The sequence below is a fragment of the Thiorhodococcus minor genome, assembly GCF_010820565.1.
Taxonomy (GTDB): Bacteria; Pseudomonadota; Gammaproteobacteria; order Chromatiales; family Chromatiaceae; genus Thiorhodococcus; species Thiorhodococcus minor.
Genome location: NZ_JAAIJQ010000005.1, coordinates 1 through 23,275 on the forward strand (window position 1 = coordinate 1; position 23,275 = coordinate 23,275).

The 23,275-nt window shown below is 66.6% G+C and carries 15 protein-coding genes and 1 pseudogene; 8 read left to right on the top strand and 8 right to left on the bottom strand.

Annotation, left to right across the window (positions count from 1 at the left end; translation table 11 throughout):
• Window positions 1-248 precede the first annotated feature (248 nt).
• The 7 genes and pseudogenes from G3446_RS02490 (at window position 249) to G3446_RS02515 (ending at window position 11,420) form a co-directional block, all read left to right on the top strand.
• Complete coding sequence (locus tag G3446_RS02490; protein WP_245232258.1) at window positions 249-461, top strand: hypothetical protein; 213 nt, start codon at window positions 249-251, stop codon at window positions 459-461.
• Between the two features lie 49 nt (window positions 462-510).
• Entirely contained in the window at window positions 511-3,876 is a 3,366-nt protein-coding gene (locus G3446_RS02495; protein ID WP_164450825.1) for a DEAD/DEAH box helicase, read from the top strand.
• Window positions 3,877-3,899: 23 nt separating this feature from the next.
• A complete protein-coding gene (locus tag G3446_RS02500; protein WP_164450826.1) occupies window positions 3,900-5,093 on the top strand; it encodes a hypothetical protein in 1,194 nt (397 codons plus the stop codon).
• A gap of 421 nt (window positions 5,094-5,514) precedes the next feature.
• Entirely contained in the window at window positions 5,515-7,716 is a 2,202-nt protein-coding gene (recQ, locus tag G3446_RS02505) for a DNA helicase RecQ (protein ID WP_164450827.1), read from the top strand.
• A 389-nt stretch (window positions 7,717-8,105) separates the two neighbouring features.
• A pseudogene (locus G3446_RS29420) lies at window positions 8,106-8,747 on the top strand (iron-containing alcohol dehydrogenase); the annotation flags it as partial.
• Window positions 8,748-8,824: 77 nt separating this feature from the next.
• The gene (locus G3446_RS29425) at window positions 8,825-9,247 is read left to right on the top strand and encodes a dehydroquinate synthase/iron-containing alcohol dehydrogenase family protein (protein ID WP_280818766.1); all 423 of its coding nucleotides are present in this window, start codon (window positions 8,825-8,827) and stop codon (window positions 9,245-9,247) included.
• Window positions 9,231-11,420: a putative bifunctional diguanylate cyclase/phosphodiesterase gene (locus G3446_RS02515; RefSeq protein ID WP_164450828.1), complete on the top strand. Its 2,190-nt coding sequence runs from the start codon at window positions 9,231-9,233 to the stop codon at window positions 11,418-11,420. Before G3446_RS29425 ends, G3446_RS02515 begins: the two co-directional genes overlap by 17 nt.
• A 607-nt stretch (window positions 11,421-12,027) precedes the next feature.
• Here G3446_RS02515 and G3446_RS02520 read toward each other — a convergent pair.
• Window positions 12,028-12,918 carry a phosphoribulokinase gene (locus G3446_RS02520; RefSeq protein WP_164450829.1) on the bottom strand — a complete coding sequence of 297 codons (891 nt, stop codon included), beginning with the start codon at window positions 12,916-12,918 and terminating at the stop codon, window positions 12,028-12,030.
• Between the two features lie 218 nt (window positions 12,919-13,136).
• Here G3446_RS02520 and G3446_RS02525 point away from each other — a divergent pair, with 218 nt between their 5' ends.
• A complete protein-coding gene (locus G3446_RS02525) occupies window positions 13,137-15,182 on the top strand; it encodes an ATP-binding protein (RefSeq protein ID WP_164450830.1) in 2,046 nt (681 codons plus the stop codon).
• Window position 15,183: 1 nt separating this feature from the next.
• Here G3446_RS02525 and G3446_RS02530 read toward each other — a convergent pair whose 3' ends face one another.
• The 7 genes from G3446_RS02530 to metG all read right to left on the bottom strand — a co-directional run bounded on the left by G3446_RS02530 (window position 15,184) and on the right by metG (window position 22,828).
• Complete coding sequence (locus G3446_RS02530; protein WP_164450831.1) at window positions 15,184-15,894, bottom strand: electron transport complex subunit E; 711 nt, start codon at window positions 15,892-15,894, stop codon at window positions 15,184-15,186.
• Window positions 15,894-16,541, bottom strand: coding sequence for an electron transport complex subunit RsxG (rsxG, locus tag G3446_RS02535; RefSeq protein ID WP_164450832.1), 648 nt, complete (start codon window positions 16,539-16,541; stop codon window positions 15,894-15,896). Before rsxG ends, G3446_RS02530 begins: the two co-directional genes overlap by 1 nt.
• Complete coding sequence (gene rsxD / locus G3446_RS02540) at window positions 16,538-17,578, bottom strand: electron transport complex subunit RsxD (RefSeq protein ID WP_164450833.1); 1,041 nt, start codon at window positions 17,576-17,578, stop codon at window positions 16,538-16,540. Before rsxD ends, rsxG begins: the two co-directional genes overlap by 4 nt.
• A gap of 262 nt (window positions 17,579-17,840) precedes the next feature.
• A complete protein-coding gene (rsxC, locus tag G3446_RS02545) occupies window positions 17,841-19,427 on the bottom strand; it encodes an electron transport complex subunit RsxC (protein WP_164450834.1) in 1,587 nt (528 codons plus the stop codon).
• A gap of 13 nt (window positions 19,428-19,440) precedes the next feature.
• Window positions 19,441-20,001: an electron transport complex subunit RsxB gene (gene rsxB, locus G3446_RS02550; RefSeq protein WP_164450835.1), complete on the bottom strand. Its 561-nt coding sequence runs from the start codon at window positions 19,999-20,001 to the stop codon at window positions 19,441-19,443.
• A 12-nt stretch (window positions 20,002-20,013) separates the two neighbouring features.
• Window positions 20,014-20,595 carry an electron transport complex subunit RsxA gene (gene rsxA, locus G3446_RS02555; RefSeq protein ID WP_164450836.1) on the bottom strand — a complete coding sequence of 194 codons (582 nt, stop codon included), beginning with the start codon at window positions 20,593-20,595 and terminating at the stop codon, window positions 20,014-20,016.
• A gap of 187 nt (window positions 20,596-20,782) precedes the next feature.
• Window positions 20,783-22,828 (bottom strand): methionine--tRNA ligase, encoded by a 2,046-nt coding sequence (gene metG / locus G3446_RS02560; RefSeq protein ID WP_164450837.1) that lies wholly within the window; start codon window positions 22,826-22,828, stop codon window positions 20,783-20,785.
• Window positions 22,829-23,275: the final 447 nt, after the last annotated feature.

Genomic DNA, 23,275 nt, shown 5'->3' on the forward strand with positions numbered 1-23,275 from the left:
ACCGCCGGGAAACCAGGCGGCAAACAGAGAACACCAACTTCGGCCTAAACGGCGGCAAGGACCCGGCTTACTCTCCGCGAGAACGGGTAGAGTAGAGAGCAGGCGTCCCGTAGCGGTAGGACCGGCCTATCTGTTGCCGCCTCTTTCGTTTGGCGGTACCTCACTAGCCGAACCATGGTCACGGTAGCCAGCCCTTTCTCATCAAACCGTGCGTACAGTTTTCCGCATCTTATGTGCTGCAGCACGTAATGTACGTGAATCCCGGTGAGTACGGGCGCATCGTGCGCATCAAGCTCGACGAGCAGGATCGGCGCATCTTCGTGCCCACCCCGCACGGCTCTCCGAGCTGGCAGCGCGGCTACAACCGCCGCGGTGCGCTCGAGCGCATCAACAACCGTATCGAGCGCCACTTCGGCTTCGAGCAGCACTTCATCCGCGGCATCGCAAAGATGACCCACTGACATCCGCTTCCCCCGTCGCCCCATCCCTTTATCCTTCAAGATTTTGCCCATGCCCCCTCTCCCCCCCATCTCGCTCCCCCAGCTCACGGACCTGGAAACCATCGAACGAGCGGTCGATCCACGCTCCCTGGAGCGCGGCCGGCGCTATGCCCGCAACGGTCACGTGCTGTCCGTCGATCTCGACCAGGCCGGCCAGACTGCAGCCGGTCGGGTGCTCGGCTCGGCCGGGCGCGTCTACCAATGCGTCGTGCAGGGCGTACCCACGGAGGCTGGCGCGCCCGATCTGGTTGGGCACTGCTCCTGTCCCGTGGGCTACAACTGCAAGCATGTGGCGGCCTTGCTGCTGGTGCTCGCCGAGCGGGATCCTCGACCCGTCCCGCCCGACCAGGGGGCACAGCCCCTGCCGAGGCCGCTCGAGGGCTGGCTCAACCGGGCTCAGCGCCTCACGGGCGAGGTCGCTCGCGAAGACAGCCACTACCGACTCCTCTATCTCATCCGACCCAGTGAGAAGTACGGGCTGCGCACGACCAGCGTCCAGGGCATCAAGGCGCGGGCCCTGAAGGAGGGCGGCTGGGGTAAGCCGTACGCCTTCAACATCCTCGGCGGCTCGCGGGCCGACTTCATCACCCGGGAAGACCACCGCATCATGGCGCTGCTGCAAGCCAGCGAGGAGAGCCGCTACGAGCCCAGGCAGGGTCATCTCGAGGGCGACATGGGCGGGGATGTGATGGAGGCCATCGTGCGCAGCGGCCGCGGGTACTACGTCGACCAGGATGGCCTGGCCCCGGATGGGCCTGCATTGCGCTTCGCGGGTCCCTTGCCGGGCAAGCTGATCTGGCGTCTGCAGGAGGATGCGAAGCTGCGCGTGACCCTGGAGGCGGAGCGCCCCGGCCTCGCGCTGCTGGCACTCAGGCCGCCTTGGTATCTGGACCCGTCGAGCGGCGACTGCGGACCTCTGGAGACCGGCCTGGACGACCGCGAGGCCGCCCTGCTGGCGGCGGCCCCGGCCGTGCCCGCCGAGATGGCCGAGGCTTTCGGGCAGGCCGCGGAGCTGCGCATCCCGGATCTGCGTCTGCCCATCCCCGGGCCGCCGGCGCGCGAGACGGTGCCGAGCGAGCCGCCGACGCCCTGTCTCAATCTGCGCAGCGAGGACCTGGCTCAGTCCGAGGCCGCCCGTCACTGGGGTCTGACTCGCGACCCGCAGTGGGTCCATGCCGCTTTTCTGACCTTCGACTACGGCGGGCTGATGGCGGATCCGCGCGACGGTCAGGCGCGTATTCAACGTGTTGAAGGCGGCAGGCTGCTGGTCGCGGAGCGGGACCGGGCCGCCGAGCGCGCGGCGATTCAGCGCCTCGAGCACCTCGGCTTCACCAAGCCGCTCGAGCCGAGCGAGCAGCCCGGGCTCTGCCTCGAGCTGCCCGACGACGCGGCCTGGATGCATCTGGTGGTGCGCGAGCTTCCGCTCCTGGGGGCCGAGGGCTGGCGGATCCAGATCGACGAGAGCTTCCGCTTCCGTCTGGCCGAGACCGGAGACTGGGAGCTGGACATCGACCCGTCCGAGGGCGGGCGCTGGCTGGACGTCGGGCTCGGCATCGAGGTCGACGGCACCCGCATCGACCTGCTGCCCGTCTTGGTGAGGATGATCCAGGCCCAAGCGGGCCGCTTTTCGGCGCAGAATCTCGCGGCGATGGACGAGGAGGCGGAGCTCCCTCTGCGCTTGGACGACGGACGCCTGCTCATGATGCCCGCGCAGCGGCTGCGGCCCATCCTGGCGACCCTGGTCGAGCTCTATGATCCCGAGCGGCCGCTGTCCGCGAACGGCCGTGTGCGGCTGTCTCATCTACAGAGCGCCCAGCTCGCCGAGCTGGAGGACGCGGACCCAGAGCTGCGCTGGCGCGGCGGTGAGTCGGCGCGTGACTGGGGACGGCGGCTCAAGTCCTTCCAAGGGCTGGCCGAGGTCGCGCCGCCCGAGGTCGCGCCGCCCGAGGCGCTGGAGGCCGAGCTGCGCCCCTATCAGCGCGAGGGCCTGGACTGGCTGCAATTTCTGCGCGAATACGGTCTCGGCGGCGTGCTGGCCGATGACATGGGGCTGGGCAAGACGGTGCAGACGCTCGCCCACCTGCTGGCCGAAAAGGCCGGCGGGCGCGCGGACCGCCCCAGTCTCGTGGTCGCGCCCACCAGTCTCATGTTCAATTGGCGCCGCGAGGCCCAGCGCTTCGCGCCCTCCCTCAAGGTCCTGCTGCTGCATGGCGCCGACAGGCGCAAGCGGTTCGAGGCCGCGGCCGAGCAAGACCTGGTGCTCACCACCTATCCGCTGCTCCCGCGCGATGTCGACGCCCTGGCCAGGCAGGAGTGGCACCTCCTGATCCTGGACGAGGCGCAGGCGATCAAGAACCCGCGCAGCAAGGCCGCCCAGGCGGCGCGCCAGCTCCAGGCGCGGCATCGGCTCTGCCTCACGGGCACGCCGCTCGAGAACCACCTGGGCGAGCTCTGGTCATTGCTCGACTTTCTGATGCCGGACGTCCTCGGCGACGAGCGCCGCTTCCGCCGGCTCTTTCGGACCCCCATCGAGCGTCACGGGGACGTCGAGCGCAGCGAGCAGCTGCGCCGCCGCATCGCGCCCTTCCTGCTGCGCCGGACCAAGGACGCCGTGGCCTCCGACCTGCCGCCCAAGACCGAGATCCTGCGCGAGGTGCCCTTGGCGCAGGATCAGCGCGATCTCTACGAGACGCTGCGTCTGGCGCTGCACGAGAAGGTGCGTGCGGAGGTGAAGCGCAAGGGGCTGTCGCAAAGCGGCATCATCATCCTGGATGCCCTGCTCAAACTGCGTCAGGTCTGTTGCGACCCGCGTCTGGTCAGCCTGGAGAGCGCGCGCGCGGTGAAGGGCTCGGCCAAGCTCGAGCTGCTGCTGGCCTTGCTGCCTGAGCTGCTGGACGAGGGGCGGCGCATCCTGCTCTTCTCGCAGTTCACCAGTATGCTGGATCTCATCCAGGGCGCCTTGATGGAGTTGGGGATGCGTGAGAACCGCGACTTCGTCAAGCTCACCGGCCGCACCCGCAACCGCGCGCTGCCGGTCGATCGTTTCCAGGCCGGCGAGGTCCCGCTCTTCCTCATCAGCCTCAAGGCCGGGGGCAGCGGGCTCAACCTCACCGCGGCGGACACCGTCATCCACTATGACCCCTGGTGGAATCCGGCGGCTGAGCGTCAGGCCACGGACCGTGCCCATCGGATCGGCCAGGACAAGCCGGTGTTCGTCTACAAGCTGCTCACCGAGGGGACGGTCGAGCAGCGCGTCGCCGAGCTCCAGGCGCGCAAGCAGGCCCTGGCCGACGCCATGCTCGCCGGCGGAGGCGCGGCTGCGGGCAGCCTGAGCGCGGACGATCTCGATCTCCTGTTCGCCCCCATCGTCGACTAGCGGCTTTCCAGGACCTGCCAGCCATGACCACCATTCCATCGCACAAGGAGATTCAGGCCCTGGTCGACCGGCTGCTGCTGGAGCAGGGCCGGCTCGACCCCTTCGAGCTGCTGCTCGCCGCCGATCTGCTGGCCTATGAGGACTACGAAGCCTGGCGCACGGGCGCGCGCCCGGATCTCGAGTCCGTCCTGCATGGCAGCCCCGCGGAGATCGCCGAGCTGCTCGAGCAGGCGGCGGACTATGCGCGGCGGCAGAAACTGGAGCCGACGCCGCTCGCGCATGGCGCCTGGGGCGGGGCCAGCACGCGGCTATCGGTCGGCCCCAGCCGCAAACTGGAGAAGGCCTGCGCGGAATCCTGGGCGCCGGCCGCGGAGCGGATGCAGCTGGATCTCTTCCACGACTCGAGCGAGCGCCTGCTCGAGGAGGCCATCCGCCTCGCGCTGGCCGAGCGCAGGCTGGACGCGGCGCGTGCGCAGGTCAGCCAGCTGGCGCGCGAGCACCCACGCCATCCGGACTTGCGAGGCTACCTGCGGCTGATCCAGTGTCTCGACGACAGCGCGGTCGCGAGTCCGGGTATGCGCGCCGCCGACCGGATCGCCGAGCTGGAGGGGATCGAGCCCCTGGCGCGGCAGCTCCTGGGCCATCGCGCCAGAGACCTCCTCGCCGTCCTCTGGGCGGCGCTTGCCGAGCGTCTGGACGACCGGGATTTCGACCCGGCTGACCCTCGTCTGCACCCAAGTCATGCCTGGGCGCGCGCCGGCCGCTGGGAGGCCGTTCGGGCCTCCATCGAGTGCGTCGAGCATTGGGCCGACTGGGCCCTTCTGCTGGAGCGCCACGCCGAGGCCGCATGGCGCCGCCGTGACATCGCCGCTGCGCGTCAGGACTGGCTGCGGCTCTGCTGGGAGTACCCGCCCGAGGCCGAGCGCCTCCTGCGCGGCGCCAATTTTCCCGACCCCTGGCTCGCTCGGCTGTGGCGCGACTTCGAGGACCTGGAAGCGCTGCTCGAGACGGAGGATTTTCCCGCCTGGCTGCTCCTTCAGGAGTCCGTTGGCGCGCCACCGCCTCCACCTGAGCGCGCCCCGGCCGACGAGCGCGGCGACCCCTACCGCCTTCTGCACCTCATGGTCAGCGGCGACGACGACATCGCGCTGCGCCGTCAGCTCGACGAGATTCATCCGGAGCTGCTGCGCCAGTACCTTCGTCGGCGCGCTCGGTGATTGATCCGCAAGAGAGCTGTTGAACCGCAAAGCGCAGGAAGCGCGCAAAGGATTTCAATGCGTTGCGTTGCGTTGCGGGGCTTGCTAAGGCGATTTCTCGAACTCTTCCGACCAGCCTTTCACGCTCAGGAAATGAGTGAAGGGATGAGGGCAGGATGCGCTCCGCCGGTCATTTTTCCCGCCTACGCCCCAGGATCGCCCGCAAGCGGGCTCGTACGGCGCCGTCTTCGTAGGAGCCCGCTTGCGGGCGATTGGTATGAGGATTCTCGGAAATCGCCTTAAGCAGTGGCCTCTCGTTTTCTTGTGTCCCCTGCGCCTTTGGGGAGCCAGAGGTTCGCCCGAGGCTCGCGGATGGGTATCCTTTCAGGGCAAGCCCGCGCCAATGGCTGTCGCGAGCCGCAAATCGCCTGGAAGTCGAGTAATGGACGAAACCCCACTGCAGATTTTGACCCGCGTCTTCGGCTACGACGCCTTCCGGGGTGCTCAGGCCGAGATCATCGATCAGGTGGTCGGCGGCGGAGATGCCCTGGTCCTGATGCCGACCGGTGGCGGCAAGTCGCTGTGCTATCAGATCCCGGCCATGGTGCGGCCGGGCACGGCGGTGATCGTCTCGCCGCTGATCGCGCTCATGCAGGATCAGGTGGACGCGCTCCGGCAGCTCGGCGCGCGCGCGGCCTTCCTGAACTCCTCGCTGACGCCGGACGAGGCCCGGGGGGTGGAGCAGGGGATGCTGGAGGGGCAGCTGGACCTGGTCTATGTCGCGCCCGAACGGCTGCTGACGGACCGCTTTCTGTCCCTGCTGGACCGGATTCAGGTCGCCCTCTTCGCCATCGACGAGGCGCACTGCGTCTCTCAGTGGGGGCATGATTTCCGGCCCGAGTACATCGAGCTCAGCCGCTTGCACGAGCGCTGGCCGCAGGTCCCGCGCATCGCCTTGACGGCGACGGCCGACGCGCCCACCCGCAACGAGATCGTCAAACGGCTACGGCTCGAAGAGGCCAAGCAGTTCGTCTCCAGCTTCGATCGGCCGAACATCCGCTATCGCATCGTCGAGAAGGCCAATCCCCGTCAGCAGCTCCTGAGCTTCCTGCGCCGCGAGCACCCGAAGGATGCAGGCATCGTCTACTGTCTGTCGCGCCGCCGGGTCGAGGAGACGGCATCCTATCTCCAATCCCAGGGCTTCTCGGCCTTGCCTTATCACGCCGGCTTGTCCGCCGACATGCGGCGCGAGCACCAGGCCCGCTTCCTCCGCGAGGAGGGCCTGGTTATGGTCGCGACCATTGCCTTCGGCATGGGGATCGACAAGCCGGACGTGCGCTTCGTGGTCCACTTGGATCTGCCCAAGAGCCTGGAGTCCTACTATCAGGAGACCGGCCGCGCCGGCCGCGACGGTCTGCCCGCGGATGCCTGGATGACCTATGGCCTGGGCGACGTCGTCATGCTCAGGCGCATCATCGACGGCTCCGAGGCCAACGCGCACTTCAAGCGGCTCGAGATGCAGAAGCTCGACGGCATGCTGGGCTACTGCGAGACCACCCAGTGCCGCCGTCAGGTCATGCTCAATTACTTCGGCGAGACCCTGGCCGAGCCCTGCGGCAACTGCGACATCTGCCTGGAGCCCGTGGAGACCTGGGACGGGACGGTCGCGGCGCAGAAGGCGCTCTCCTGCATCTACCGCACTGGCCAGCGCTTCGGCAGCGCCTATCTGACCGACGTGCTGCTGGGCAAGGACCTGGAGCGGATTCGCCGCTTCGGCCACGACAAGCTCAGCACCTATGGCATCGGCAAGGAGCTGTCCGCGGATCAATGGAAATCGGTCTATCGGCAGCTGGTGGCCGCCGGACTGGTCGCGGTGGACATGGAGGGCCATGGCGCGCTGCGGCTGACCGAGCGCAGCCGCCCCATCCTGCGCGGCGAGCAGAGCATCCAGCTCAGGCGCGATCCGGACCGCAAGCAGACGGCCGCCGCGAGCCGCGCTCGCCCCGTCGTGGCCCCCTCCGACCCGGAGGCCGCGGCACTCTGGGAGGCCCTGCGCACCTACAGGCGCGAGCTGGCGCAGGAGCAGAACGTGCCCGCCTATGTCATCTTCACGGATGCGACCCTGCAGGAGCTGGTGGCCTACCGCCCGCGCGACCTGGACGAGCTGAGCCGCATCAGTGGTGTCGGACAGGCCAAGCTGGAGCGGTTCGGGGCGGGTTTTCTCGCCGTGCTCGAGGAGCACGCGGCGGAGCACGGGCGCCCGGGCGACCTGCCAGCCCTGCCGCCGGAGCCCCTTCAGCGCCCGCAGGCGCCGCAGGCTAAGGAGGTCGGTCTCTCCGAAACGGTGCTCGCGACCCTGGACCTCTTCCGGGAGGGGCTGGACCCCGATGCCATCGCGGCCCGACGCGCCCTCAAGCGGACGACCGTCTTCACCCATCTGTCGCGCTGCATCGAGGAGGGCGAGCTCGCCGTCACGGATGTCGTGAGGCTGGACCCGGAGACGCGCCAGCGCATCGAGCAGGCGTTCGAGCAGCTCACGGATACCACGGGCATCGTGCTCAAGCCCGTCTACGACGCCTTCGAAGGCCGCTACGACTACGGCCTCTTGCGCTGCGTCCGTGCTGGCATGGGCAAGTCCGCCTGAGCCGGCTGTCTTTTCCAGGGTGCTGGCGCGACTCGGACTCTATTCCAGCGTCTCTTGCGGGGACGGGTGACGCTGGGACTGTTGGCCGGCAGGTCAACAGGTGTCGGTCTGGAGGCCGACACTCCCAGCACTGACGGCGCCTAAATCGAAACGGGGATCTCAGCTCGGCGTGAAAGGGGAGACGCGCCGCCGTCCTGGAGCCCCGCGTGACTGAGTTTGCAGTCTCGGCCGAGTCTGCCCTCCGCTCGGCGGCCGCATCCGTCTTTTGGCGCGAAAGCTGGTCGACTCGAGCCGTCGATTTTCAGTCGAAGGCGCCCACGCCTGCCCAAGATCCTGGGCCTCCATCAAGGCACTGCGCAGCGAGGCACAAGGCTATGCCGCTCTACGAAATGCGCAAATTCGTCGCGCCGGAGCTCATCTTCGGGGCGGGGTCGCGTCACCGTGCCGGCTACTACGCACTGAACTTGCAGGCCAGGCGACTGCTGATCGTCTCGGATCCTGGGGTCATTCAAGCCGGCTGGCTGGACGACCTGATGCCGACACTCGAGGAAGCAGGGCTCGAGACGCGGGTCTTCAGCGGCGTGACCCCGAACCCGCGCGATCACGAGATCATGGCGGGTGTCGCGCTGTATCGTCACGAGGGATGCGACGTCATCCTCGCCATCGGCGGCGGTAGCGTGATCGACTGCGCCAAGGGCATCGGCGTCGTCGTCGGCAATGGCGGTCAGGTGCTCGACTATGCCGGCGTGGATCGGATCTCGCTGCCCGGTCCACCGCTCATCTGCATCCCCACCACGGCGGGAACCGCCGCCGACATCTCGCAGTTCGCCATCGTCAACGACGTCGGCCGCCGCTGCAAGACGGCTATCGTCAGCAAGACCGTGGTCCCGGATATCGCCCTGGTCGATCCCGAGGTCACCCTGACCATGGATCCCTATCTCACCGCCTGCGCTGGGCTGGACGCGCTCACCCACGCCATCGAGGCCTATGTGTCCACCGCCAGCTCCCCGGTGGTCGACATCCATGCGCTGGCCGCGATCGAGCTGGTCCGCGACAACATCAAGACGGCGGTGGCCGAGCCGGCCGATCTGGCCGCGCGCGAGAACAGATGCTGGCCAGCCTGCAGGCGGGCTTGGCCTTCTCGAACGCCAGCCTCGGCGCCGTGCATGCCATGGCGCATAGCCTGGGCGGCTATCTGGATCTTGCCCATGGCGAGAGCAACGCGCTCCTGCTCGATCATGTCATCCGCTTCGACTTCAGCGTCGCCGAAGCCCGCTACGAGCAGGTGGCGCGCGCCCTGGGCGTGCCGGCGGACCGGGCGCCGACGGCGATCCGGCAAGAGCGCATCCTGGGCGCGCTTCAGGAGCTGCGCGGGGCCTGTGGTATCCAGGCCGGTCTGGCGTCGCGCGGCGTGACTTCAGGTGCGATTGCGGACCTGGCGCCGCCGGTGATCCGTGACGCCTGCATCTTCACCAATCCGCGCCGGGCCAACCTCGACGACATCAAGACCCTTTATGCCGAGGCGCTCTGAGATAGACGAGGACCGGCTCTGGCAAGAGCAGCGCGACCGCATCATCGGTCTCGGCGAGCGCTCCTCTCGCAAGAGCTATTATCCCGAGCTGCGCCGCAGTCTCTCGCGCCTGGAGCGGTTTCGCGCCCTCCTGGATTGCGCGGGCGAGATGATCCTGCTGATCGCCTTGCCGAGCGGCGAGGTGATCGATGCCAATAGCGCCTCCGCCGGTCTGCTGGACCTGCCCCTGGACGCCGTCATCGGGCGTCGGCTCGATGCCTTGGGCTTGAGTCATGCCGAGAGCATCCTGGCCGAGCTGGTCCAGGGCGACGGACTCGGCAGCTCGCCCTCGCTCGAGCAGGAGGTGACGCTGCAGAGGCCTCAAGGGCCGCTGCACATGGATCTCGTCTACCGCGTCGCGAATCTCGACGGCGTGGCCTACGGCATTCTGCTGGGTCGGGACGCGACCAAGCGGGTTGCGGCCGAGGCGAGACTGCGCCTGGCGGCGCGCGTCTTTGCCGACAGTGGCGAAGGCATCATGGTGGCCGACGGGCGCAGCCGCCTCATCGAGGTCAATCAGGCCTTCGAGACCATTACCGGCTACCCGCGCGCTGAGGCCATGGGCAAGCGCCTGAGCGCCTTCGGCAGCGCCAAGCACGAGCCGGGCTTCCGCCGGACGGTCATGAAGGCGCTACGCAGGGACAGCTTCTGGCAGGGTGAGGTCTGGAGCCAGCGCAAGAATCGCGACGTCTATCCGCTCTGGCTGTCGCTGAGCGTGATCCGGGACGACCTGGGGCGGGTGCAGAATCTCGTCGCCATGTTCTCGGACATCACCGAGAGCAAGGCCAACGAGGCGCGCATCCACTACATGGCCCACCATGACTTCCTCACCGGGCTGCCGAACCGCTTTCTGCTCGCGGACCGTTTGACGCAGCTCGTCGCGGCCTCCAGGCGCGGCGGCGGAAAGCTCGCCGTGCTCTTCATCGACCTGGATCGCTTCAAGACGGTCAATGACTCCTTGGGACACAGTGTCGGCGACCGCCTCCTCTGTGTGATCGGGGAGCGTCTGCGCAGCCTGCTGCGCGCCTCGGATACGGTTGCGCGCCAGGGCGGCGACGAGCTCATCGTGCTCCTGTCGCAGATCGACGGCCCGGCCGAGGCCGCGCGCGTCTGCGGCAAGCTGCTCCCCGCGCTGAGCGAGCCCTGCTTGATCGATGGGCTGGAGCTGTCCGTCACGCCCTCCATCGGTATCGCGGTCGGGCCGGAGGACGGCGAAGACAGTGACAGCCTGCTCAAGCACGCCGACCTGGCCATGTATCAGGTCAAGCAGCAGGGGCGCAACGACTTCGCCTTCTTCAGGCCCGAGATGCGCGTGCGTATCGCCAATCTGCTCCAGCTGGAGAAGCATCTCAGACATGCCGTCGACCGTGAGGAGCTGAAGCTCTTCTATCAGCCCCAGGTGAGCCTGGAAACGGACCGGATCGTCGGTGTCGAGGCCTTGGTGCGCTGGCGGCATCCGGAGCGGGGGCTGGTGCTGCCGGGCGAGCTCATCGGGCTCGCCGAGGAGACGCGGCTGATCTTCCCCATCGGCGAGTGGGTGCTGCGTCAGGCCTGCCGCCAGCTTGCGCGATGGCGTCAGGTGCTCGATCCCGGTCTGCGCATGGCGGTCAATCTCTCGGCCGTTCAATTCCAGCAGCCCGGGCTTGCCGAGATGGTGCGCTCGGCCCTGGATGACGCTGGGCTGGAGCCGCAGGCGCTGGAGCTGGAGGTGACCGAGAGCCTGCTGATGGACAATGCCAGCCGCACGGTCGAAACCCTGACCATGCTGAAGGAGATGGGTATCCAGCTGTCGATCGACGACTTCGGGACCGGCTATTCGTCGCTGGTCTACCTCAAGCGCTTTCCTGTGGGGCAGCTCAAGATCGACCGCTCCTTCGTGCGCGACATCCTGGAGGACAGCGGCGACGCGGCCATCTGTACCGCCATCATCGCGCTTGCGAGCTATCTGCGCCTGGAGGTGGTTGCCGAGGGGGTGGAGACGCCGGAGCAGCTCGATTGGCTGAGGCGCTCGGGCTGTGATCGCGTGCAGGGCTATCTGCTCGGGCGGCCGGCTCCCGCCGCTGAGATCGAGGCGATGTTGGCGCGCGACGCAGAGGTGGATCTGGTGTCTGGGAAGGCGCGAGCGGGATCTTGAGTGTCAAGATCGGCATTGGAGCCGCAGAGGCGCAAAGGGTAGCGGCCTGGTCCATGCGTGGCTTGCGCCCAAGGGCGGAGCCCAGGCGGGCATCGCGCGCCGGCGAGTCGACCGATCTCAGAACGCTGGCCGCTGCAAGCTGACAGCTTTCTCCACGGTTGAAGAGGGTCGGAAAGGAGGCTGGTGGAGCCCAGCCTCAGAGGGCAGTCGCATCGAAAGGACTGGGCCGCGCCTTGGCAGGCCCAGCCTTCAACCTAAGAAGAGCAGTTGAAGCGCAAAGAGCACAAAGGGCACAAAGGGCACAAAGAGCACAAAGAAGCACAAAGGATTTCAACGGCCGTGATCGTCAGTTGGATCTGTAGGGTGGACGAGCCAGAGCGAAGTCCACCGAATCCCGTGCCAGCTTTGGTGGACTGCGCTGCGCTTGTCCACCCTTGCGGGATACCGGGCCAATCTAATGATCGACGCCACTTCAACACCTTGTCTGCGAAGCGATGCTCACTCAGAGGGTGAAGCGACGCGGCGACTCAAGTCTCTGTTTTTTTTCGTGTCCTTCGTGCCTTTGCGGTTCCGATTGCCGAATCTAGGTTCAAGGATCCCTTGGGCCTTAGACCTTCCGGGCCTCCATCATGCGCTCGATGATGGGCTGAAGGATGATCTCCATCGCCATTCCCATCTTGCCGCCGGGCACGACCATGCTGTTGCGGCGCGACATGAAGGAGTCGTGGATCATGGAGAGCAGGTAGGGGAAATCGACCTGCAGCTTCTCCGGATCCCGGAAGCGGATGATGACGAAGCTCTCGTCGGGCGTCGGGATGTCACGCGCGATGAAGGGGTTCGAGGTGTCGACCGTGGGCACGCGCTGGAAGTTGATGTCCGTCATCGAGAACTGCGGCGTGATGTAGCGGATATAGTCCGGCATGCGGCGCATGATGGTGTCGACGATGGCCTCGGCCGAGTAGCCGCGCTCGAGGTTGTCGCGGTGGATCTTCTGGATCCACTCCAGGTTGACGATGGGCACCACGCCGACGCCGAGATCGACATGCTGGGCGACGTTGTTCTCTTCCGTGACGACCAAGCCGTGCAGCCCTTCATAGAAGATCAGGTCGGTCTTCTCCGGCAGATCCTCCCAAGGCGTGAATTGCCCCGGATTCAGGTTGGTGCCCAGGCGCGCGTTGTGCTCGGCGGCCTCTTCATTGCTGTGGATGTAGTAGCGCTTCTTGCCCCCGCCGCTCTCGCCATAATCATGGAAGAGCTCTTCGAGCAGATCGAAGCGGTTGGCGTCTGGGCCGAAGTGGCTGAGGCTTTCACCGCGCTCAGCGGCCTTGGCCATCTCTTCCTTCATGGCGACGCGGTCATAGCGGTGAAAGCTGTCGCCCTCGATGACGGCGGCACTGATGTCGTCGCGGAGAAAGATGTGCTCGAAGGCGCGCTTGACGGTCGTGGTTCCCGCCCCGGAGGAGCCGGTGACGGCGACGACTGGGTGTTTCTTTGACATGAGCTTCTCCCCGTTCTCTATCGTTATCTTAAGGACGCCGGATTCTTGACCCGGATACCATTAGTGAGAAATGATCCCCTAATATATCACGAAGATTCAGGTCGATAGCCCGCAAGTTGCTGTACTTCGGGTCCTCGGCATCTCGGCCAGGGAGGGCGTCGGTGGAAGGTTCTGGAGCAGTCAGGTCTCGCCTGTCGTCCGCGCTGCGTCGGCTGCGCATGAGCACGGAGCTGCAATCGGCCGCCGTGCGCATGCTGACCAATGTGCTCGGGGCGCTCTACATCGCTCTCGGCGCCTGGTTCGGCTACTACAGGGTCGACCCTGCCTATTTCCTGACGATCTTTGCGGTCCACTTCGTTCTCAGTGTGGCGCTGCTCGTCAGCGTGATGCGGCGGGCCGACTGGTCGGGGCGCCGCTACTTCGCCCTCTGTCTGGATGTGATCGTCGCCAGCTTGGCGATCTCCATCACCCAAGACGCCATCAGCCCCTTCTACCTGCTCTACATCTTGATCTTCATCTCGGCGGGGACACGCTTCGGCCGCGGCCATTTGGCCTTCGCCGCTGTGGTTGCGGTCGTCGCCTACAACCTGGTTCTGATCCAGCTCGGCGAGTGGCAACGCCACCCCTTCGAGGCCGGGTTCTTTCTCTTGCTCCTCATTCTGCTGCCCTGGTATCAGGCCTCGCTGCTGCGTCAGCTGCAGCAGGCCCGCGCGGACGCCGAGCGCGCCAATCGGGCGAAGAGCGATTTTCTGTCCTTCATGACGCACGAGCTGCGCACGCCGCTCAGCGGGGTCGTCGGCATGGCGAGCCTGCTCGAAGAGACGGCGCTCGACGCCGAGCAGCGCGACTATGTCGCCGCCATCCGCAGCTCAGGCGCGACGCTGGACGCCTTGATCGGCGACGTTCTGGACTTTTCCAAGATCGAGGCCGGCAAGCTGGTCTTGGAGAAGATTCCCTTCGATCCGCAGGAGCTGACGCGCGAGGTCTGCGAGATCCTCATGGCGAGGGCGCGGGAGAAGGGGCTCGACCTGATCTGCCGGGTGGACGCGACCCTTCCCCGCCGCGCTCACGGCGATCCATTGCGTGCTCGGCAGATCCTCTTCAACCTGCTGGGGAATGCGATCAAGTTCACCGACGCGGGCGAGGTCGAGGTGCGGCTCGCCCCGTCCGCGCCCGTGGCGAGCTTAGATCGTCCGCATTTGCTGCTGGAGGTGCGGGACACCGGGATCGGGATTCCGGCGGACAAGCTCGATCGACTCTTCGAGGGCTTTACGCAGGTCGATGCATCCACCACGCGCCGCTTCGGGGGAACTGGGCTTGGACTCGCCATCGTCGGGAGCCTGACGCTGCTGATGGGCGGTGTCGTCGAGGTGGCGAGCGAGCCAGGTCTCGGGAGTCGCTTTCGGGTGCGTTTGCCCTTGCTGGCGCAATCCGCCGACGCGCCGGCGAAGGCATCGGACCGACGACTGGATGGGATCTCCGTCCTCATTGTCGAGCCCAATGCGACGCAGCGCGGTTTCCTGGAAGAAATCCTGGGGGGCGAGGGTGCGGCGTGCGAGCTGGTGGCGGCGATCGATGCGCTCGGCGCCGGGTGCGCCCGGCCCGAGATCATCCTTCTGGGAGGGTGCTCCGTCGCGTCGGATCTGCCCGCGCAAGTGACCTTGGCTCGGGCGCGCTTCGGGGCACCCATTCCCTGCCTCGCGCTCTTCGATGTCGGGAGCAGGCCGGTGGGTGCGGGCGGCCCGCATGTCGCTGTGCTGAGCAGGCCCTTCCTGCCGGACAGCCTGGTGCTCAGTGTCCTGCGCCTCTTGGGGAGGAATGCGCGGAGCCTTGCCGGCCCGGATCATGTGGCGACGCGGCCTCGGTCCGGGGAGGCGGTCGATTCGGATCTGGCCGCGCTGCGGGTGCTGGTGGCCGAGGACAACGAGATCGCTGCCAAGGTGCTGACCAGCTTCCTGACCAGGCTTGGCGTCGAGCACACTCGATTTCGGGATGGCGAGGCGGCCTTGGGCGCGGCCCTGGAAGGCGACTACCAGCTTGCGCTGGTGGATATTCACATGCCGCAGCTCGATGGGGTGGGATTCGCCCAGCGCATGCGCGGCGCTCAGGGCGCCCGGCGGCTGCCAATCGTCGCACTGACCGCGAACGCCTCGGAGGATGAGCGTCAGCGCTGCCTGGCGGCCGGCATGGACGATTTCTTGAGCAAGCCCGTGCGGCCGGCCGAGCTGCACAGGGTGCTCCAGACCTATGCGCGGGTCGAGTGACTCAAGTCGCCGCAGCCTCGGCGTGGGCCGCTGGATCGCTGTGCGCTGGCTTCGCGGCCGTCTTGAGCCGCCTGACGAGCTTATCGATGACGTTCTTGAGCGCGATCATCAGGCCGAGTCCGATGAAGGCACCGGGCGGCAGGATAGCGATGAGCGCGCCCTGATAGTCGTCTCCAAGACTCACCGTGAGCCCCTTGGCGGCCTCGCCGAGCAGTAGGTCCGCTTGGTAGAAGATGGTCCCCTGGGCGACGAATTCGCGCAGCGCGCCCAAGGTGGTCAGCACCAGCGTGGCGCCAAGCCCGACGGCGAGACCGTCCACCAGGGCGCGGTCGACGCGGTTCTTGGAAGCGAAGGCCTCGGCGCGGCCGATAATCATGCAGTTGACCACGATCAGCGAGATGAAGAGGCCGAGGACGAGATACATCTCATAGAAGTAGGCCTGCATGATGAGCTCGACCAGGGTCACGAAGGAGGCGATGACCAGGACGAAGACCGGAATGCGGATCTCGGGCCGGACCAGATGGCGCACGAGCGAGACCGTGCCGTTGGAGCAGGCGATCACGGCCGTGGTGGCCAGTCCCATCCCGAGCCCGTTGGTCGCCGAGGTGGTGGTCGCCAGCAAGGGGCAGAGGCCGAGCAGGGCGACCAGCATCTGATTGTTGCTCCAGATGCCCTCGCCGACGATGCTGGCATAGCTTTGCGGTGCGGACATCAGGTGCGCTCCTTCTCGTCGGCCGGCGCGGCCGGCTTGGCCTTGAAGAGCGCCTCGCCCTGCTGATCGACATAGATCAGGGTGCTCTTTACCGCGTTGACGATGGACCTCGGCGTGATGGTCGCGCCGGTGAACTGGTCGAACTCCCCGCCGTCACGCTTGACGGCCCATTTCTCGGGCGGCGGGTTGCGCAGGGACTTCCCGTTGAACTCCAGGACCCAGTCGGACTTGGTCTCCTCGATCTTGTCGCCCAGTCCAGGCGTTTCGTGGTGCGAGATGACGCGCACGCCGCCGATGGTGCCGTCGTGCAGCACGGAGACCAGGAGCTTGATGGGGCCGGCGTAGCCGTCGGGCACAATCGGCTCGAGCACCACGGCGACCGGATCCTCTCCGTTGCGCGCGCGATAGACCTCGGTGACCTCAGCGCCCAGGTACTCTCTCGCCTTCACCTCAATGCCGTCCTGGAGCGGGTCATTGTCGATGCGCTCGCTCGGGAGGATGGTATCGAGCTTGCGCTTCATCGCCTGGTACTGGTTGTCGGCGATGCGCCCGTCGACGGCCTCGTGCGTGACCGCCACCAAGGAGACGCCGCTCACGGCGAAGGCACCGAGAACGAATCCGGCGAGCAAGATGGATTTGGTCTTCATCCGCGTTCTCCACCATGTCCAAATACGCGTGGCTGGGTGTAGTAGTCGATCGTCGGTGCGGCGATGTTCATCAGCAGCACGGCGAAGGCAATGGCGTCCGGGTAGCCGCCCCAGCTGCGGATCACATAGACGGTCACGCCAATCAGGGCACCGAAGATGACCTGGCCGCGCTTGGTCGTGCAGGCGGTGACCGGGTCTGTGGCAATGAAAAAGGCCCCTAGGATGGCCGCCCCGCTAAAGAGGTGGAAGGCCGGGAAGGGGTGCGTCTGCGGATCGATCAGCCAGAAGACCCCGGCGCTGACCAGCAGGCCCGTCAGCATGGAGACGGGGATGTGCCAGGTGATGACGCGGCGCCACAGCAGATAGACGCCGCCGAGCAGGAACCAGTTCCCGACCCATTCCCAACCGCGGCCGCCGAAGCTGCCCCAGAGCGGGCTCTGGCGGATCTCCTCGATGGTCATGTCGAGATCCAGCTTGCCGCGCATCTCATCCAGCGGCGTGGCCGAGGAGACCGCGTCCCAGTCGAGTCCGGGCGGGAGGGCGCCGGTGAGGATGGCGCGCAGCGATTCCATGAAGGTGAAGCCGTGCTCGGCCAGCATGCTGGGCGCCAGCCAGGTGGTCATGGCGACCGGATAGGAGATCAGCAGGAAGACATAGGCCGCCATCGCCGGATTGAAGGGGTTGTAGCCCATGCCGCCGTAGAGCTGCTTGACGAGGACGATCGCGAACAGGATCCCCAGCAGCGTCAGCCACCAGGGCAGGGTCGGCGGCACCGAGATGGCGAAGAGCACGGCCGTGACGACCGCGCTCAGGTCGCCGACCGCTGGCCAGGGGCGGCGGCCGCGCAGCAGGACCACGGTCGCCTCGGCGAGCACGGCAAAGGTCACGGCGAGGACCACATTGATGAGCACGCCCCAGCCGAAGAACCAGATCATGGCGGCGACGCCCGGCACCAAGGCCAGCAGGACCTGCAGCATGATCTGGTCGACCCGATTGGCACGGGGGACATGGGGCGAGGAGACGATGGTGCTCTTCATGGGCGAATACTGTGAAGGGGCGAATGGGCCTGAATTCGGGATTTGGAACCGCAAGGCGCGAAGGGCGCGAAGAAGGGGCAGGGTGTGCTCGGCGCGGGCGCCTCACTAGGCGGATTGCGTCAACCGAACAGACGCAGCATCGCGATCCTCTGCGCTCTGGGTGCTCTTTGCGGTTGCTCTGTATTTCTTGGTACGCAGTCCTTCGGGCGGCTGCCTGGTCAAGTCGTCCTGCGGATGTGATTTCGGTACGCGCCCGGTCCGCTTAGGGGCCTTCGGTCTGCGCGGCCGCCTTCTTGGCGGCGGCGCGCTGCCGGGCCGCCTCGATGGCGGCCTTCTTCGGATCCGCGCCTTCCCCGTCGCCCGGCTTCTTGGCCTCCAGAGCCGCCTTTTGCTGACGCAGCCGCGCCTGGCGCTCCTTCTCCTGGCGCTCGAGGCGTGCCTGCTTGGCCGCGTGGCGTGCGCGGGCCAGCTCCGATTTCTTGCGCTCCTGCTCGCGTGCCCAGATCTCCGTCTTGGCGTAGCGGTAGTACTGCACCAGGGGGATGTGGCTGGGGCAGACCTGGGCGCAGCAGCCGCATTCGATGCAGTCGAAGAGGTTGTAGTCCTGGATGCGGTCCAAGTCCTTGGAGCGGGCATACCAATACATTTGCTGCGGCAGCAGCTTCGCCGGGCAGGCCTCGGCGCAGCGGCCGCAGCGGATGCAGGCCAGAGACGGCCCTGGGTCTGGGCTCTCCGCGGCCGTCAGGGCCAGCAGGCAGTTGGTCGATTTGGTGACGGGTACGCTGGGCTGCTTGAGCTCGAAGCCCATCATGGGGCCGCCGCAAACCAGCTTGCGTGGGGGCTCTTGGTAGCCGCCGCAGTAGGCGATCAGATCCTCGGTGGTCGTGCCGACCGGGACCTCGAGGTTGCGTGGCTGCTCGATTGCGCGTCCAGTCACCGTGATGACGCGCGAGATCAGGGGCCGACCGACCAGGACGGCGTCCGCCACGGCCGCGGCGGTGCCGACATTCTGACAGACGATGCCGATCTGGGCCGGGATGCCGTTGGTGGGCACCTCCTTGCCGGTCAGAATGTGAATCAGCTGCTTCTCGCCGCCGCTCGGATAGAGCGTGGGGATCGACACGACATGGGTATAGGCCTGCATGTCGGTGTCCGCGAGCGCCTGCTGCATCGCCGCGATGGCCTGGGGCTTGTTGTCCTCGATCCCGATCAGCACCTCGGCCACGCCTAAGAGGTGGTGCATGATGCGCACGCCCTCCAAGATGTGCGGGGCGCGCTCGCGCATGAGGCGATCGTCGCAGGTGATGTAGGGCTCGCATTCGGCCCCGTTGATCACGAGCGTTTGAATGTTGCGCTCGATGGCGGGCGAGAGCTTGACGGCTGAGGGGAAGGCGGCCCCGCCCATGCCGACCACGCCGGCCCAGCGAATGCGCTCGCGGACCTGCTCGGGATCCAGCTGCGGGTAGTCGGGGAGGGGGGGCGGCAGCTCGGCCCAGGTGTCCGCGCCGTCGGGCTCGATGATGGCGCAGACGCCGGACAGGCCCGAGGGGTGGGCGATCGGGCGAGGCTCGATCGCGACGACGGTCCCCGAGCTGGAGGCATGCACGGGCGCGCTGATGAAGCCGCTGGGCGCGGCGATCATCTGCCCCTTCAAGACCCGGTCGCCGGCCTTGATCAAGGGGCGGGCGGGCGCGCCGATATGCTGCTGCAGCGGAATGACCAGGCGCTCGGGCAGGGGTATGGACTCGATGGCGCAGGCGTTGGAGAGCGCCTTCTCATCGGGCACATGAATGCCGCCGTGGAATTTCCACAGACGTCGCTTGTTGGAGAGCAAGTGTGCGATCGGCATGTTCCAGGCCCTGTTACGCCGCTTCGGCCATGGCGTCATTGCCCTTGGGCAGCCTGCTCGGGTAGGGCCAGCGCCAACGTCCGATGTCCTCCGCGATGGGGACCATGCTGATGCACTGGACCGGGCAGGGCGGCAGGCAAAGCTCGCAGCCCGTGCACTCCGCCTCGAGGATGCCGTGAAGCTGCTTGGCCGCGCCGATGATGGCGTCTACCGGACAGCTTTGCAGGCAGAGCGTGCAGCCGATGCAGGCCGTGGGGTCGATCCGCGCCACTGCCGGCTCCTTCTCTTCGGCGTCGAGGCCGACTGGCTCATGCCCGAGCAGGTCGGCGAGGGCCAGCATCGTCGCCTCGCCCCCCGGGGTGCATTTATTGATGTCGTCCTCGCCGCGGGCGACGGCCTCGGCGTAGGGGCGGCAGCCGGGGTGGCCGCATTGCCCGCACTGGGTTTGCGGCAGGAGCTGATCGATCTGGTCGGCGATGGGGTCGCCCTCGACCCTGAAGCGGATGGCCGAGTAGCCCAGCAGGATGCCGAAGAAGGCGGCGAGACCGGCAATGGTGAGGATGGCAGCGAGCATGGCGTGGCGACCTCAGCTCGGGACCAGGCCGGCGAAGCCCATGAAGGCCAGCGACATGAGTCCGGCGGTGATGAGCGCGATCGCACTGCCTTGAAAGGGCTCGGGCACGTCCGCCACGGCGACGCGCTCGCGAATCGCCGCAAAGAGGGCGAGCACCAGGGAGAAGCCGATCGCGGCCCCGAAGCCGTAGAGCGCAGACTCCAGCAAGGTGTGGTGTGCCTGCTGATTGAGCAGGGCGACGCCGAGCACGGCGCAGTTGGTCGTGATCAGGGGCAGGAAGATGCCGAGCAGTTGGTAGAGCATCGGGCTGGTCTTGTGCATGACCGTTTCGGTGAACTGCACTACGGCGGCGATGACCAGGATGAAGGAGATCGTCCGCAGGTAGCCGATATCCAAGGGCTCGAGCACGTACTGATTGACCACCCAGGAGATCACAGACGACAGGGTCATCACAAAGGTGGTTGCCAGCCCCATGCCGGTGGCGGTCTCGAGCTTCTTGGACACGCCCATGAAGGGACAGAGTCCGAGAAACTTGACGAGCACGAAGTTGTTGACCAGCACCGTGCCGACCAGGATGAGGGCGTATTCAGTCATGCGATCGAGGAATCAGAGAGCAGGGACCAAAGTGCCCGCGTCAAAGGCCGCGTGAGCACAAGGCGCGGAAGCATACGATGCGCGGTTGAGGTCTACAACCGAAATACCGTAGGGTTATTCTAGGTATTTCGGTTGCGTTGCCGCAATAGGCGTCGTCGGGTCGACCAGCCAGCGGCTGGGCTGCGCCCTATTTCACCTTCATGCCTGGCTCTGCTCCCGAGTCCGGGCTGAGGATGAAGAGGTCTTTACCGCCAGGCCCGGCGGCCAGCACCATGCCCTCGGACACGCCGAAGCGCATCTTCCTCGGCGCGAGATTGGCGACCATGACCGTCATTCGCCCGACCAGGGCATCGGGCTCGTAGGCCGAGCGAATGCCGGCGAAGACGTTGCGCGTCTCGCCGCCCAGATCCAGCGTCAGCTGCAGCAGCTTATCCGCACCCTCGACGTACTTGGCGTCCCGGATGAGGGCGACGCGCAGATCGGTCTTGGCGAAGGTGTCGAAGTCGACGGTCTCGGCGATCGGGTCGCGCTGCAGGTGCGGGCCGGGCGCCGGCGCGCTCGACGCTGTTGCTGCAGCGGCGCTGAGGTCTTCCTTGGATGCCTCCAGCATCGCCTGGATCTGCTTGGGGTCGATCCGCGTCATCAGCGGCTTGAAGGGCGCGATTTCATGGTCGACCAATGGGGTGGCCAGCGCCTCCCAGCTCAGGGGCTCGACGCGCAGGAAGGTCTCGGCGTCCGCTGCCGTGCCTGGCAGGATCGGCCTGAGGTAGCCGATGAGGACACGGAAGAGGTTGATGCCCATGGAGCAGACGTCCTGCAGCTCCGCATCCTGTCCGGCTTGCTTGGCGATGACCCAGGGCGCCTTCTCGTCGATGTACTGATTGGCGCGATCGGCGAGGGCCATGATCTCCCGCACGGCCCGGCCGAATTCGCGCCGCTCGTAGGCCTCCGCGATGGCGTCGCCGGCCTGGGCGAAGCTGTCCAAGAGCGCGGGCTCCGCGACCGAGGCCGACAGCCGCCCGCCGAAGCGTTTGTTGATGAAGCCGGCGCAGCGGCTGGCGATGTTCACGACCTTGCCGACCAGGTCCGCGTTCACGCGCGCCGTGAAGTCCTCCAGGCTGAGGTCGATGTCGTCCACGCCCGGCCCGAGCTTGGCCGCGAAGTAGTAGCGCAGATACTCCGGGTTGAGGTGATCCAGATAGGTGCGCGCCTTGATGAAGGTGCAGCGCGATTTCGACATCTTCTGCCCGTCCACGGTGAGGAAGCCGTGGGCGAAGATGGCGCTGGGCGTGCGGAAGTCCGCCCCGTGCAGCATCGCCGGGAAGAAGAGGGCGTGGAAGTAGATGATGTCCTTGCCGATGAAGTGGTAGAGCTCCGCCGTGGAGTCCTGGCCCCAGAAGTCGTCGAACGCCAGCCCCTCGGTCCGGTCGCAGAGGTTCTTGAAGCTCGCCATGTAGCCGATGGGCGCATCGAGCCAGACGTAGAAGAACTTGCCGGGATGGTCCGGGATCTCGAAGCCGAAGTAGGGCGCGTCGCGTGAGATGTCCCACTCCTGCAGGCCGGCGTCGAACCACTCGTCGAGCTTGTTGGCGACCTCCTTCTGGAGCCCGCCGCCGCGCGTCCACGCCTTGAGCATCTGCTCGAAGTCGCCGAGGCGGAAGAAGTAGTGGTCCGAATCGCGCTGCTCCGGGACGGCGCCCGAGACCGCCGAGCGGGGATTCTTCAGGTCGGCCGGCGAGTAGCTGGCCCCGCAGGCCTCGCAGTTGTCCCCGTACTGATCCGCGGCGCCGCATTTGGGGCATTCGCCCTTGATGAAGCGGTCTGGCAGGAACATCTGCTCGACCGGATCATAGGCCTGGGTGATCGTCCGCTTCGTGATATGACCCTTGTCACGATTGCGTGTGTAGATCAGCTCCGAGAAGTGGCGGTTCTCGTCCGAATGCGTGGAATGGTAATTGTCGAAGCCGACGCGGAAGGCCGCGAAGTCCGCCTGATGCTCCTCCGCCACGCGCGCGATCAGCTCTTCCGGCGAGATCCCCTCCTGCCTGGCGCGCAGCATGATCGGCGTGCCGTGCGCATCGTCCGCGCACACGTACCAGCAGTTGTGTCCCCGCATCTTCTGAAACCGCGCCCAGATGTCCGTCTGGATGTACTCGACGAGGTGGCCGATGTGGATGGGGCCGTTGGCGTAGGGGAGGGCGCTGGTGACGAGGATGTTGCGAGACTGGCTCATGGTGCTCTTTTGCTGCGATTTGGCCGAAGCCCATTAGTATCTCACGATCGCAAAAGCGCCGGCCAATGCAGGCGCGCTCCCAAGGGCGCAAGGCCCGCCTGATGAGGCGCATCCAAGCCCCTTTGGTGCGAAGCCTCCGGGTAATCGCCTAGTCTCCTCGATGCCTCCCCGAACAGAGCGAATCTTTCAGCATGAGCAGAGCCGGTCTGGACGCCATCTTCCGTCGAATCGGGCCCCGACGCCGATCCCATCGGGCGCACATGGTGGAGGACATCGCCCGCAAGCGGGCTCCTACGAAGGCGCGAGCGAGTAGGAGCCCGCTCGCGGGCGACCCGGCACTCAGCTCGAGCTCACTCAAAGAAGACCGGAGCTGGCCGCCGCATCCAGCCTGACCGATACTCTAGATAGAGACGCAAATCAGATAGAGACGCAGGTCGTCTTGCGGCC

Coding starts and splice junctions, on each gene's coding strand:
- G3446_RS02500 (WP_164450826.1), top strand. CDS start 3,900: ATGACCACCATTCCATCGCACAAGGAGATTCAGGCCCTGGTCGACCGG.
- G3446_RS02515 (WP_164450828.1), top strand. CDS start 9,231: ATGCCGAGGCGCTCTGAGATAGACGAGGACCGGCTCTGGCAAGAGCAG.
- G3446_RS29425 (WP_280818766.1), top strand. CDS start 8,825: ATGCTGGCCAGCCTGCAGGCGGGCTTGGCCTTCTCGAACGCCAGCCTC.
- metG (WP_164450837.1), bottom strand. CDS start 22,828: ATGAGCCAGTCTCGCAACATCCTCGTCACCAGCGCCCTCCCCTACGCC.
- G3446_RS02525 (WP_164450830.1), top strand. CDS start 13,137: ATGAGCACGGAGCTGCAATCGGCCGCCGTGCGCATGCTGACCAATGTG.
- rsxG (WP_164450832.1), bottom strand. CDS start 16,541: ATGAAGACCAAATCCATCTTGCTCGCCGGATTCGTTCTCGGTGCCTTC.
- G3446_RS02530 (WP_164450831.1), bottom strand. CDS start 15,894: ATGTCCGCACCGCAAAGCTATGCCAGCATCGTCGGCGAGGGCATCTGG.
- G3446_RS02520 (WP_164450829.1), bottom strand. CDS start 12,918: ATGTCAAAGAAACACCCAGTCGTCGCCGTCACCGGCTCCTCCGGGGCG.
- G3446_RS02490 (WP_245232258.1), top strand. CDS start 249: ATGTACGTGAATCCCGGTGAGTACGGGCGCATCGTGCGCATCAAGCTC.
- rsxB (WP_164450835.1), bottom strand. CDS start 20,001: ATGCTCGCTGCCATCCTCACCATTGCCGGTCTCGCCGCCTTCTTCGGC.
- rsxD (WP_164450833.1), bottom strand. CDS start 17,578: ATGAAGAGCACCATCGTCTCCTCGCCCCATGTCCCCCGTGCCAATCGG.
- recQ (WP_164450827.1), top strand. CDS start 5,515: ATGGACGAAACCCCACTGCAGATTTTGACCCGCGTCTTCGGCTACGAC.
- rsxC (WP_164450834.1), bottom strand. CDS start 19,427: ATGCCGATCGCACACTTGCTCTCCAACAAGCGACGTCTGTGGAAATTC.
- G3446_RS02495 (WP_164450825.1), top strand. CDS start 511: ATGCCCCCTCTCCCCCCCATCTCGCTCCCCCAGCTCACGGACCTGGAA.
- rsxA (WP_164450836.1), bottom strand. CDS start 20,595: ATGACTGAATACGCCCTCATCCTGGTCGGCACGGTGCTGGTCAACAAC.